We start from the raw sequence: 12,511 nt of genomic DNA, 5'->3' as shown, positions 1-12,511 counted from the left end.
TTTAAAAAAAAAATAATTTTATTGTTGCACAAGGTTTAAAAAACAGGTTGAATTCTAATTATACAAAATATTAAGTGGGGTCTTAATGGAAGATAATTTTAATAAGCATCTAGGCAATAAACTTAAACTTAGAAGATTAGCATTAGGTTTAACACAAACAAAAGTCGCAAAAGCAATCAATGTTACATTTCAACAAATACAAAAATATGAAAAAGGCACGAATGGAGTAAGTTCTATAAGATTACTTCAACTATCTAACTACTTAAAAGTGCCAATAAATTATTTTTTTGAAGATTTTTCAGAATATCTTGTGAATTTAGAAAAATCACAAGAAGGTCACATGAATGTTAATTATAACTTTTTGGCTAAAGTTTACTCAGAATTGACACCTGATCAAAAAAATAAGTTTAACAAAACTCTTCAGGTGAATAATCCAGGAATTTTAAAGGCTATTTAATTTTTGGCTCCTCGGGCAGGACTCGAACCTGCGACCAATTGATTAACAGTCAACTGCTCTACCAACTGAGCTACCGAGGAATGTAAAAACCCCAACTTACTTTTTTTTCTAATTAAAACAAGAACATTTTTGTGGAGGCAACGCCCGGAATCGAACCGGGGTACAAGGATTTGCAATCCTCTGCGTAACCATTCCGCCACGTTGCCTTATGATACTCAAAATAAGTTACCATTGGCTTTATAATTAAATTAAATCAATAGTCTATTAAATAACGATTTAATTTGATTATTGTTAATTTAGATTATTAAATTATAAACTAATTCTCTCATGAGTAGTGATAAATATATACATTCTGACGTTGAAGATAGAATTTATTCTTATTGGGAAAAAAATGGTTTATTCAAACCAAAAAAGAATTCAAAACAATATTCTATAGTTATCCCACCACCAAATGTAACTGGAAGTTTGCATATGGGTCATGCTTTAAATAATTCCATTCAAGATTTACTAGTTAGATATTATCGAATGAATAACTATGAAACTTTATGGCAACCAGGTACTGATCATGCTGGTATAGCTACACAAGCTTTAGTGGAGAGAAAATTAGAAAAAGAAAATATAAATAAAAATGATATTGGAAGAGAAAAATTTATTGAAAAAGTTTGGGAATGGAAAAATCAATATGGTGACATTATAATAAACCAGCTAAAAAAATTAGGCTGTTCATGTGATTGGAGTAGAAATGCATTCACAATGGATGAAAATCTCTCAAAATCAGTAATCAAAGTTTTCGTAGATCTCCATAAAAAAGGATTAATTTATAAAGCAAAGAAATTAGTAAATTGGGATACTGTCCTTAAAACTGCAATTTCAGATTTAGAAGTTGATCAAAGGGAAATGAATTCTTTAATTTATTACATTAAATATCCAATAGATGATTCTGATCAATTTATCACTATTGCAACAACTAGACCTGAAACAATGCTAGGCGATACAGCAATTGCGGTGAACCCAACTGATAAAAGATTCAAATCATTTGTTGGCAAAACTGTAACAATTCCAATTGTAGGAAGAAAAATTAAGATTATTGAAGATGATTACGCTGACCCTGAACAGGGAACAGGTGCTTTGAAAATTACACCAGCACATGACTTTAATGACTATGATGTAGGTTCTAGGAATAATCTAGAGATTATTAATATATTTACGGAAGAAGGAAAAATTAATGAAAATGCACCACAAGAATATATTGGACTGGATAGATTTGATGCAAGAAAGAAAATTTTAAAAGAATTAAAAGAAAAAGATTTTTTTGTAAAAGAAGAAAACATTAAAAATAAAGTTCCTTATGGAGATAGATCTAACTCTGTTATTGAACCATATTTAACTGATCAATGGTTTGTGGATGCAGAAAAATTAGCGATCAAAGCTAAAGAGATAGTTAATAATAAAAAAACAAATTTTTTTCCAGAAAATTGGTCGAAGACATATTTTCAATGGATGAACAATATTGAACCCTGGTGTATTTCAAGACAACTTTGGTGGGGACATCAAATACCTGCTTGGTATGGTCCAGATAAAAAAATATTTGTTGCTGAAAATGAAGATGATGCAAAAAAACAAGCTAAAGAATTTTATAAAAAAGATGTTGAGTTAAATAGAGATCCTGATGTTTTAGATACTTGGTTTTCATCAGGACTATGGCCTTTTGCAACTTTAGGATGGCCTGAAAAAACAGAAGAGTTAAATAAATTTTATCCAACAACAGTTCTTGTAACTGGTTTTGATATTATCTTTTTCTGGGTTGCTAGAATGATGATGTTTGGAATGGAATTTTTAAACAAAGAACCATTTAAAGACATTTATGTTCATGCATTAGTTAGAGATGAAAAAGGACAAAAAATGTCAAAGTCTAAAGGAAATGTTATTGATCCTTTGGATTTAATAAATCAATATAGTGCTGATGCATTAAGATTTACTTTATTATCAATGGCATCACCTGGTACAGATGTAAAGTTATCTGAAGACAGAGTGAAAGGTTATAGAAATTTTTTAAATAAATTATGGAATGCTAATAACTTTTTAATAACTAATAAGTGTGATTTTTCATCAACAAATGAAGTACCTAAATTATCTTTAAATATTAATAAATGGATTTATTCAGAACTAATACAAACTAAAAACACTATAGAAAAAAATCTTAAAGATTATCGTTTTGATGAGGCAGCAAAAAATGCATATAAATTTGCATGGAATTCTTATTGTGATTGGTATCTAGAACTATCAAAAACAATACTATTTTCTGATAACGAAGAAGATATCAATGAAGTTAAAAAAGTATCTTCGTATGTTTTTAAACAAATTTTAGTGATGCTCCACCCATTTATTCCATTTGTGACAGAAGAAATATGGTTAAAAAATAAATTCGATAACTCAGATAAAGATTTTTTAATGTATCATAACTGGCCATCTGGTGAGATAAAAATTGATCAATCTCAAAAAGATGTAGAAAAAATTATTGATATAATTTCTGAACTTAGATCATTTAAAAATGAATTGAATGTAAGCCCTGGGTCTTTTACAACAATATCAATCAGCAATTTGTCTAAAGAAACTAAGAAATTTGTAAATGACAATAGTACTGTTTTAAAAAAACTTGGAAGAGTTAATGATTTTTTAGAAAATGATCAAAATAAATCATCTGGATCAATGGTAATATCTGGTGAAATTTATAAGGTTTATTTTGATGAAAATGTGAATTTATCTTTGATTAAAGAAAATTTAGTTAAGAAACAAAGCAAATTAAAAGAAGAAGCTGATAAAATATTGACGAGACTATCCAACAAAGGTTTCGTAGACAGAGCTCCAAAAGATATTGTTGAACAAGAAAAATCTAATTATAATAATTTAGAAAATGATATAAAAAAATTATCACTAACCATTGAAAGCTTATAATGAAAAAATTTAATAAAAAGAAATTACCAAGTAGACATACATCAATAGGTCCAGATAGAGCCCCTCATAGATCATTCTATTATGCTATGGGTGAAACTGAAAAGGATGTATCAAAACCATTTGTAGGTGTTGTATCTACTTGGAATGAGGCTGCACCTTGTAATATTGCTTTAATGAGACAGGCTCAATCTGTTAAAAAAGGTGTTAGAGCTTCTGGTGGTACTCCAAGAGAATTTTGTACAATTACTGTTACAGATGGTATTGCAATGGGACATGAAGGAATGAAATCTTCATTAATCTCAAGAGAAGTTATAGCTGACTCTGCTGAATTAACTGTAAGAGGGCATTGTTATGATGCTTTAGTTGGTATTGCTGGTTGTGATAAATCTTTACCAGGCTTAATGATGTCGATGGTTAGACTTAATGTGCCAAGTGTATTTATTTATGGTGGATCAATTCTCCCAGGAAGATACAAAGGAAAAGATGTGACTGTAGTTGATGTATTTGAAGCTGTTGGAAAACATTCTTCAGGACAAATGTCAGCTGCAGAGCTTAGAAAATTAGAACTTGTTGCTTGTCCAAGCGCTGGTGCTTGTGGTGGGCAATTTACTGCTAACACTATGGCATGTGTTTCAGAAGCCATTGGTTTAGCTCTTCCTTATTCAGCAGGAACTCCAGCTCCTTACGAAGAAAGAGATAAATATGCAAAAGAAAGTGGAAAACAAGTAATGAACTTGTTGGCTAAAGGAATTAAGCCAAGAGATATTGTAACAAGAAAAGCTTTAGAAAACGCAGCAACAATTGTTGCAGCAACTGGTGGCTCAACTAATGCAGCTTTACATTTACCTGCAATTGCAAATGAAGCTGGAATAAAATTTGATTTAATGGATGTTGCTAAAATTTTTAAAAGAACTCCTTATCTTGCAGATTTAAAACCTGGCGGAAAATATGTTGCTAAAGATATGTGGTTAGCAGGTGGTGTGCCAATGTTATTAAAAACTCTTTATGATGGTGGATATATTCATGGTGACTGTATGACAGTTACAGGTAGAACTATGAAAGAAAATTTAAGAAATATTAAATTCAATCCAAAACAAAAAGTTTTAAGAGCTTATAACAATCCATTATCTCCAGATGGAGGTGTAGTTGGATTAAAAGGTAATTTAGCTCCTGAAGGTGGAATAGTTAAAATTGCTGGATTAAAAAAATTACAGTTTACTGGAAGAGCAAGATGTTTTGATAATGAAGAAAGTGCAATGAAAGCAGTTCAAACAAGAAAATATAAAGATGGTGATGTAATTATTATTAGATACGAAGGGCCAGTAGGTGGACCTGGTATGAGAGAGATGCTTTCAACAACCGGTGCAATTTATGGTCAAGGTAAAGGTGAGAAGGTTGCTCTTATTACTGATGGAAGATTTTCAGGTGCAACAAGAGGATTTTGTGTAGGTCACGTTGGTCCGGAGGCAGCATTAGGTGGACCTATAGCATTACTTAGAAATGGAGATATTATTGATATAGATGCTAAAAAAGGAACGATTAATGTTCGACTAACTAATGCACAATTATCTTCGAGAAGAAAAAAATGGAAAGCTAAAAAATCAGATTTTGGATCAGGAACTTTATGGAAATATGCACAAACTGTTGGACCAGCTTATTTAGGAGCTCCAACACATCCTGGTAAGAAAAAAGAGGTTAAAGAATATTCAAAAATTTAATGAAAATTCGTCCAGTAATTTTGTGTGGTGGAGCTGGAACTAGACTTTGGCCTAATTCTAAAGATCATCAAGCAAAACAATTCATTGATTTTGGTAATTGGACTTTATTAGGCAAAACCTTAGAGAGAGTTAAAGGATCAATATTTGATGCTCCAATTATAAGTACTAACGCAAAATATCTTAAACAAGTTAAGCAACACTTAAAAAGACATAAAATCAAAAAATATAAGATTGTTTTAGAACCAGCGAAAAGAAATACAGCACCAGCAATTTTAAGCACAGCTTTAATAAAAGATATTCCAAATGAACAAGCTTTAATGTTTTTTTCAGCAGATCACTTAATTGAAAAAGTAAGTATTTTTAATAGATCAATCGCCAAGAATATATCTAATTTAAACGATCAAAATATATTTATATTTGGAATTAAACCAACTTCACCTTCAAGTGAATATGGTTATTTTTTAACAAAAAGAATTAAAGGAAATATTAATAAAGTAACAAAATTTATTGAAAAACCAAAAGAAGCAAAAGCAAAACAAGTCATTAAAAAGAAAGGTTATTGGAATTCAGGAATGTTCTTTTTAAGAAAAGACTCAATAATTAATAACTTTAAAAAATATCAACCTACTATTTATAGAAATTGTATTAAGGCTGTAGAAAAAGCTAAATATAAATCTAATACTTATTATCTCAATAAAACTTCTTTTATAAAAGCAACTGCAAAATCATTTGATTATGCAATCTTAGAAAAAACAAAACAAATCAATGCGATAAAATTAGATATACCATGGTCAGATCTTGGAAGTTGGAAAGAAATATTAAAGATGTATGACAAAAATAAGAATAAATACATCAAGAAGAAAAATGTATTTTATAGACCTTGGGGCAGATATACTAATTTATTTGAAAGTAAAGAATTCTTAATTAAAGAGTTATTTGTAAAACCAAAAGGAATATTAAGTCTTCAAAAACATCACCATAGAGCTGAACACTGGTTAGTAACTCAAGGAAATCCAAAGATAACTTTAAATAAAGATAGTTTTATTAAAAAACCATTTGAACATATTTTTATTCCATTAGAGGCGATACATAGAATTCAAAATCCTGGAAATAAACCAGTTAAGATAGTTGAAGCTCAAGTAGGATCAATTCTAAAGGAAACAGATATTGTTAGATATCAAGACGTCTATGGCAGAGTTAAATGATTAAGAAATTATTTAACAACTTTTTAAATTCATTAAATGGTTTAAAAATAGTTTTTAAAGAATATTCATTTATTTTAGAATTAATTCTAGGTATTTTTTTAATGCCTTATATCTTTTTATCAAACATAGATCTTATACATAAGGTTATATTATTTGTTTTATATTTTTTATTATTAGCCTTTGAAATTTTGAATACTTCAATTGAAAAATTATGTGATAAAATCACGAAAGAACATGATTTAGATATTAAGAGTATTAAAGATTTATCAAGTGCAGCTGTTTTTTTGATTTTATTGATTTTAGTTGTAACTTTTTTTATTACATTATAGTTTTTTATTGTTACTTATTAAGTTTGACAGATGGAATTACTAAATTTTATTTTACTAATCATTATAGCTTTATTGATTTTTTTTCTTTTAAAAAAAGAAAAAGTATTAGGCATTAACACTCAAGAAAAAAATAATAATGAAAAAATTAAAATAATTGAGAACAAAGAATATAGAGGGAGTATATATAATTTATTAAATTATATTCCAGAAGGAGTTATTGTTGTAGACAAGAGTAAAAAAATTTTATTTAGCAATAATTCGGCTACAAATTGGTTTCAGATAAAATTAAACGAAAATTTAAGTGGTTTTTTAAGAAACCCAGATTTGCTCAATTTTATAGATAAAGCCTTCAAAGGCGAAAATTTATCAGATTTTGAGATAGAAATTCGAACACAATCAGTATCAAGACTTAATATCACTATATATTTAGATAAAAGAGACCTTTTCTTTGATGAAACTACATGTGTTTTATTTATCAGAGATCTAACTGAGTTTTATAAGTTTCAACAATTAAAATCTGACTTTGTTGCTAATGTTTCTCACGAACTAAGAACGCCTTTGCAATCAATCAAAATGGGACTTGAAACATTCGAAAACAATTCTGAATTAAAAAATAATTCTGAGGTAAAAAATTTCCTTCCCGTAATGATTTCTCAATCTGAAAGAATGGAAAATTTAATAAGAGATTTACTTTCTTTATCCAAAATTGAATTACAAGAACATATAAGACCCACTCATGAAATTGATCTAATAGAATTATTAGAATTTGTTATTAAGACTTACGAAAAGATTATCAAAAAAGATAATATTAGTATTGTTTTAAATAAAACTGATAATTTTAAGATTATAGGTGATAGAGATAAACTAATTGAAATATTTACGAATCTTATTGATAATTCAATTAAATATAGCGATAAAAATAAAACCATAACAATTTCTACTAAAAAAGAAGGTGAAATAAATATAGTATCTGTAGAAGATCAAGGCATAGGAATACCTAAAGAACTAATACATAGAATCACTGAAAGATTTTTTACTGTTGATCCTAGCAAAAGTAGAAGTGTAGGAGGTACAGGACTAGGTTTGGCTATTGTTAAACATCTAGTTTCTCAACATAGAGCTGAAATGGATATAAATAGTGTGAAAAATGAAGGTACATTAATAAGTATTAAATTTAACGCTTTATAATTCAACTAAAAAGTTAGTCATTGTAACAAAACTTTAACCTTCCTTTAATAAATTATTTAAAATTAGAATTTAAATAGTTTCGTATATGAATCTTAAAAGGAGAATTATGAATAAATTAACAAGTATAATATTAAGTTGTCTTTTAGTGCTAAGTTTTACATCAATTAGTCACTCAAGAGACCAAATTAAAATTGTTGGCTCTTCAACTGTATATCCTTATGCAACAGTTGTAGCTGAAAAATTTGGTAAAGGTGGAAAGTTTAAAACCCCTGTTATTGAAAGTACAGGAACAGGCGGTGGAATGAAATTATTCTGCGCTGGTGTCGGTGTTAATCACCCTGATGTTACAAATGCATCTAGAGCAATTAAACCAAAAGAAAAAGCTTTATGTGAGAAGAATGGTGTTTCAGAAATTATCGAAATAGTTGTAGGAAACGATGGTATTTCTTTTGCTCATGCTGTGAATTCACCTGATGCTAACTTTACAAAAGAACAACTTTGGAGAGCTTTAGCTGCAAAAGTTGATGTAGATGGAAAATTAGTTGAAAATCCATATAAAAAATGGAGTGATATCGATGCTAGTCTTCCAAATAAAAAAATTGAGGTTTTAGTTGCACCACCTACTTCAGGCACAAGAGATGCTTGGAACTCCCTGGTTATGGTTAAAGGTTGTTCAAAAGAGGCTAAGTCTTTATTTGGTGATAAAGCAAAAAAAGAATGTGCTAAAATCAGAGAAGACGGTTATGCAGTAGAAGCTGGTGAAAATGATACTTTAATAGTTCAAAAATTGACTTCAAATCCTGATGCTTATGGTTTTTTTGGTTATAGTTATCTAGTTGCAAACAAAGACAAAGTTAAAGCTGCTTCAATTGAAGGTGTTCAACCATCTCTAGAAGGTATTCAAGATTATTCATACCCGATTGCTAGACCATTGTTCTTTTACGTTAAAAAAGCTCATATTGGTGTAGTACCAGGTATCCAAGAATATCTTAAAGAATTTACATCAAAAAAAGCTATGAGTAATAGAGGTTATCTAGCTAAAATTGGTTTAGTTCCATTGGCTTCTGATAAATATGAAGTAACTAGAACTGCCGCGATTGATTTAAATATAATTAATATTAAGTAAAAATTAAATTTATCCACAAAAAAGGCCAGTATTTTACTGGCCTTTTTTTTATTCAATTATTAAGTTAAATTGTAACAAAACTGTAACATTACACAGTTATCAGAAGCATAATGAATTCTGTTCTAATTTTCTTAATCATAATATTTTCATTATCATTATTTTTTTATGGAAAATCTAAAAGTAAGACTATTTCAATAAATAATAATATTAAATTAAATGCACTTCCAAAATTTTATGGTTATTACCTTGTATTATGGTGCTCCATTCCAGCATTAGTTTTTTTATTAGTTTGGTCATTATTTGAACCAGTAATAATTAAATCAATAATTATTGATACTGCTGCTAATCAAGGAGCAATTTTTAACGACAAAAACGAAGCAAATTTGATTTATGAAAAAATCAAAGCTATTCATTTAGGTACATATTTAGGTGACATAGATAGCATTCTCAAAGAAAGCGCATTGTCTTATGCAAAATTTATTAATTTATTTACAAATTCTAAGATAGTTCTAATTTTTGGAATTATCATTGCATCTATAATTTATTCATTAAATAAAATTAAGAACAATAATAAAGCCAGAGACGATGTAGAACTTATATTAAAAGGTCTTCTATTTGCCTCTTCTTTAATTGCTATATTAACTACATTGGGAATTATATTTTCGCTGTTATTTGAAAGCATTAAGTTTTTTTCTGTAATAAATGTATTTGATTATTTGTTTGGAACTAATTGGAGTCCACAAAGAGCATTTGTAAGAGATGCATCAGCAATTACAGAAGCAGAGTATGCTGAATTAAAAGATGCATTTGGTTTTATACCTTTAATTGCAGGCACATCTTTCATAGCTTTCATTGCAATGCTTGTTGCTGTACCTATTGGATTGTTCTCAGGTATATATATGGCTGAATATGCTTCAATTAGAATTAGAAGAGTTTCAAAACCAATTATTGAAATTTTAGCAGGTATACCAACTGTTGTTTACGGTTTTTTTGCAGCTTTGACGGTTGGACCTTTTTTTAGACAAGTTGGAGAAAGTTTTGGATTATCTGTTTCATCTGAAAGTGCCCTTGCAGCTGGACTTATTATGGGAATTATGATCATTCCTTACGTCTCATCTTTATCTGATGATGTAATTAATTCAGTACCTCAATCTTTACGTGATGGTTCTTATGCTATTGGTGCAACAAAATCAGAAACAATTAAAAAAGTTGTGATACCTGCGGCACTGCCAGGAATTATTGGATCAATTCTTTTAGCTGTATCTAGGGCAATAGGTGAAACTATGATTGTTGTAATGGCAGCAGGTTTAGCTGCTAACTTAACTATTAATCCATTGGAATCCACAACAACAATTACAACTCAAATTGTAATGATTTTAGTTGGCGACCAAGAATTTGATAGTCCAAAAACACAGTCAGCGTTTGCTCTTGGTTTAACACTTTTTATTGCAACATTGATTTTAAATTACATAGCCCAAAGAGCTGTTAAAAAATATAGAGAAAAATATGACTAAAGAAGAAAGATTAAAAAAAAGACATAGTGCAGAAAAAAGATTCAGGTTTTATGGTATCGCTTCAATTTTTGTTGCATTACTGTTTGTTCTAATTTTAGTTCATAATATTTTTTCAAAAGGAAGTTCAGCTTTTATGAAAACTGCAATAAATGTTGAAGTATTTTTTGATCCTGAACTCATTGATGTCCAAAATGGAGCATCCATAGATGAAATTATGCAGTCAGACTTTTTCGATATTACGATTGAAACACTACTAAAAACATACCCTGTAAATGATTTTGACCAAGAAAATGAATTAATTGATCTGTTTACCACTGACGCAGAATTAGAAATCAAAAGAGCTTTAATAGATAATAATAATTTGATTGGAAAAAGAATTAATTTAGAAATAACTGCATCGGATGATATTGATCAATTGCACAAAGGTAATTATCCAAGAGATTTACCAGAGGACAGAAGACGGATATCAAATTTTCAACTACAAATTTATGATACTTTAGTTGAAAATAAAAAGATCGTTAAAAACTTTAATAATTATTTTTTTAAAAATGGAGATTCAAGAGACCCAGAATTAGCTGGTATTGGAGGAGCTTTAGTTGGTTCATTTTACAGTATTATAATATGTTTATTATTAGCTTTTCCTGTAGCAGTTTTAGCATCTATATATTTAGAGGAATTTGCTCCTAAAAATAAGATTACTGACTTTATTGAAATAAATATTAATAACTTAGCTGCTGTACCCTCTATTGTTTATGGATTGCTAGCGCTTCAAATATTATTAGCAACTATTCAACTACCAAGGTCTACACCATTAGTTGCTGGAATTACTTTAGCTTTAATGACTTTGCCAAGAATCATTATTCCATGTAGAGCATCTTTAAAAGCTGTTCCACCATCTATAAGAGAGGGTGCATTAGCTGTTGGAGCATCTAAATTTCAATCAGTTTTTCATCATGTTGTTCCTTTAGCTTTACCAGGAACGTTATCAGGAACTATTATTGGATTAGCGCAAGCACTAGGAGAAACAGCACCATTAATTTTAATTGGAATGGTTGCATTTGTTGTTGATATTCCATCAACTCCCATTGATCCATCATCTTCTTTGCCTGTACAGGTGTATTTATGGTCTGAATCAGCAGAAAGAGGGTTTGTTGAAAAAACATCAGCCACTATAATGATGTTATTAAGTTTTTTAATTGTAATGAATTTTTTAGCAGTATATTTAAGACAAAAATTTGAAAAGAGATGGAATTAAATGAGTGATATAAAAATTAAATCAAAAAATTTAAATGTTTTTTATGGAGAAAAACAAGCTCTATTTGATGTTAATTTAGACTTAAATGAAAAAGAAGTCACTGCACTAATTGGACCATCTGGCTGTGGTAAATCTACTTTTATAAGATGTCTAAATAGAATGAATGATGTCATAGATATTTGCAAAGTCACTGGAAATATTGAAATAGATGGCATTGAAATCAATGATAAAAATTTAGATGTTGTATCTCTAAGAGAAAGAGTGGGGATGGTCTTTCAAAAACCAAATCCATTTCCAAAAAGTATTTATGATAATATTTCTTATGGCCCCAAAATACATGGAAAAGGTGAGAGTAAAAGTGAACTTGATGAAATTGTTGAGAGTAGTTTAAAAAAAGCTGCATTGTGGGAAGAAGTAAAAGATAGATTAGACGAACCAGGAACAGGTTTATCAGGTGGTCAACAACAAAGATTATGTATAGCAAGAGCAATTTCTGTTAATCCAGAGGTTATCCTTATGGATGAACCTTGTTCAGCTCTAGACCCAATAGCAACTGCAAAAATTGAGGAATTAATAGATGAGTTAAAAAAAACCTATACAATTGTAATTGTTACTCACTCAATGGCACAAGCAGTAAGAGTTTCTCAAAAAACTGGCTTTTTTCATCTAGGAAAATTGATTGAAGTAGGAAAAACAGAGAAAATTTTTAAAAATCCTGACAACAAAATGACACAAGATTATATTACAGGTAGATTTGGATAAAT

The 12,511-nt window shown here is 29.2% G+C and carries 10 protein-coding genes and 2 tRNA genes; 10 read left to right on the top strand and 2 right to left on the bottom strand.

The window, feature by feature from the left end; translation table 11 throughout:
- The first annotated feature begins 85 nt into the window (after nucleotides 1-85).
- On the top strand, nucleotides 86-457 hold the full coding sequence (locus ACTT90_RS05905; RefSeq protein WP_440937855.1) for a helix-turn-helix domain-containing protein: 372 nt from the start codon (nucleotides 86-88) through the stop codon (nucleotides 455-457).
- 4 nt (nucleotides 458-461) lie between these two features.
- Here the strand turns inward: ACTT90_RS05905 and ACTT90_RS05900 are convergent.
- Nucleotides 462-537: transfer RNA gene (locus ACTT90_RS05900), tRNA-Asn, on the bottom strand.
- Between the two features lie 52 nt (nucleotides 538-589).
- A tRNA-Cys gene (locus ACTT90_RS05895) sits at nucleotides 590-663 on the bottom strand.
- Between the two features lie 121 nt (nucleotides 664-784).
- On the opposite strand from ACTT90_RS05895, the gene ACTT90_RS05890 reads away from it, so the two are divergent.
- The 9 genes from ACTT90_RS05890 (at nucleotide 785) to pstB (ending at nucleotide 12,509) form a co-directional block, all read left to right on the top strand.
- Nucleotides 785-3,412, top strand: a complete 2,628-nt coding sequence (locus tag ACTT90_RS05890; protein WP_440937854.1) for a valine--tRNA ligase — start codon at nucleotides 785-787, stop codon at nucleotides 3,410-3,412.
- A complete protein-coding gene (ilvD, locus tag ACTT90_RS05885) occupies nucleotides 3,412-5,130 on the top strand; it encodes a dihydroxy-acid dehydratase (protein WP_440937853.1) in 1,719 nt (572 codons plus the stop codon). Before ACTT90_RS05890 ends, ilvD begins: the two co-directional genes overlap by 1 nt.
- Nucleotides 5,130-6,335: a sugar phosphate nucleotidyltransferase gene (locus tag ACTT90_RS05880; protein ID WP_440937852.1), complete on the top strand. Its 1,206-nt coding sequence runs from the start codon at nucleotides 5,130-5,132 to the stop codon at nucleotides 6,333-6,335. Before ilvD ends, ACTT90_RS05880 begins: the two co-directional genes overlap by 1 nt.
- Nucleotides 6,332-6,664 carry a diacylglycerol kinase gene (locus ACTT90_RS05875; RefSeq protein WP_440937851.1) on the top strand — a complete coding sequence of 111 codons (333 nt, stop codon included), beginning with the start codon at nucleotides 6,332-6,334 and terminating at the stop codon, nucleotides 6,662-6,664. Before ACTT90_RS05880 ends, ACTT90_RS05875 begins: the two co-directional genes overlap by 4 nt.
- Before the next feature lie 30 nt (nucleotides 6,665-6,694).
- Nucleotides 6,695-7,852 (top strand): ATP-binding protein, encoded by a 1,158-nt coding sequence (locus ACTT90_RS05870; RefSeq protein ID WP_440937850.1) that lies wholly within the window; start codon nucleotides 6,695-6,697, stop codon nucleotides 7,850-7,852.
- Nucleotides 7,853-7,958: 106 nt separating this feature from the next.
- Nucleotides 7,959-8,978 carry a substrate-binding domain-containing protein gene (locus tag ACTT90_RS05865; protein ID WP_014953206.1) on the top strand — a complete coding sequence of 340 codons (1,020 nt, stop codon included), beginning with the start codon at nucleotides 7,959-7,961 and terminating at the stop codon, nucleotides 8,976-8,978.
- A 110-nt stretch (nucleotides 8,979-9,088) separates the two neighbouring features.
- The gene (gene pstC / locus ACTT90_RS05860; protein ID WP_440937849.1) at nucleotides 9,089-10,492 is read left to right on the top strand and encodes a phosphate ABC transporter permease subunit PstC; all 1,404 of its coding nucleotides are present in this window, start codon (nucleotides 9,089-9,091) and stop codon (nucleotides 10,490-10,492) included.
- Nucleotides 10,485-11,747 carry a phosphate ABC transporter permease PstA gene (pstA, locus tag ACTT90_RS05855; RefSeq protein WP_440937848.1) on the top strand — a complete coding sequence of 421 codons (1,263 nt, stop codon included), beginning with the start codon at nucleotides 10,485-10,487 and terminating at the stop codon, nucleotides 11,745-11,747. The genes pstC and pstA overlap by 8 nt, the downstream gene beginning before the upstream one ends.
- The gene (pstB, locus tag ACTT90_RS05850) at nucleotides 11,748-12,509 is read left to right on the top strand and encodes a phosphate ABC transporter ATP-binding protein PstB (RefSeq protein ID WP_440909487.1); all 762 of its coding nucleotides are present in this window, start codon (nucleotides 11,748-11,750) and stop codon (nucleotides 12,507-12,509) included.
- Nucleotides 12,510-12,511: the final 2 nt, after the last annotated feature.

This window comes from Candidatus Pelagibacter sp., assembly GCF_052049935.1.
Lineage (GTDB): Bacteria > Pseudomonadota > Alphaproteobacteria > Pelagibacterales > Pelagibacteraceae > Pelagibacter.
The sequence above is the reverse complement of the archived record's forward strand: the minus strand, read 5'-3'. Positions and strand labels throughout refer to the sequence as shown.

Bases quoted from the DNA above. Each gene is read 5' to 3' on its own strand.
- ACTT90_RS05905 (WP_440937855.1), top strand. From the start codon at position 86: ATGGAAGATAATTTTAATAAGCATCTAGGCAATAAACTTAAACTTAGA.
- ACTT90_RS05890 (WP_440937854.1), top strand. From the start codon at position 785: ATGAGTAGTGATAAATATATACATTCTGACGTTGAAGATAGAATTTAT.
- ilvD (WP_440937853.1), top strand. From the start codon at position 3,412: ATGAAAAAATTTAATAAAAAGAAATTACCAAGTAGACATACATCAATA.
- ACTT90_RS05880 (WP_440937852.1), top strand. From the start codon at position 5,130: ATGAAAATTCGTCCAGTAATTTTGTGTGGTGGAGCTGGAACTAGACTT.
- ACTT90_RS05875 (WP_440937851.1), top strand. From the start codon at position 6,332: ATGATTAAGAAATTATTTAACAACTTTTTAAATTCATTAAATGGTTTA.
- ACTT90_RS05870 (WP_440937850.1), top strand. From the start codon at position 6,695: ATGGAATTACTAAATTTTATTTTACTAATCATTATAGCTTTATTGATT.
- ACTT90_RS05865 (WP_014953206.1), top strand. From the start codon at position 7,959: ATGAATAAATTAACAAGTATAATATTAAGTTGTCTTTTAGTGCTAAGT.
- pstC (WP_440937849.1), top strand. From the start codon at position 9,089: ATGAATTCTGTTCTAATTTTCTTAATCATAATATTTTCATTATCATTA.
- pstA (WP_440937848.1), top strand. From the start codon at position 10,485: ATGACTAAAGAAGAAAGATTAAAAAAAAGACATAGTGCAGAAAAAAGA.
- pstB (WP_440909487.1), top strand. From the start codon at position 11,748: ATGAGTGATATAAAAATTAAATCAAAAAATTTAAATGTTTTTTATGGA.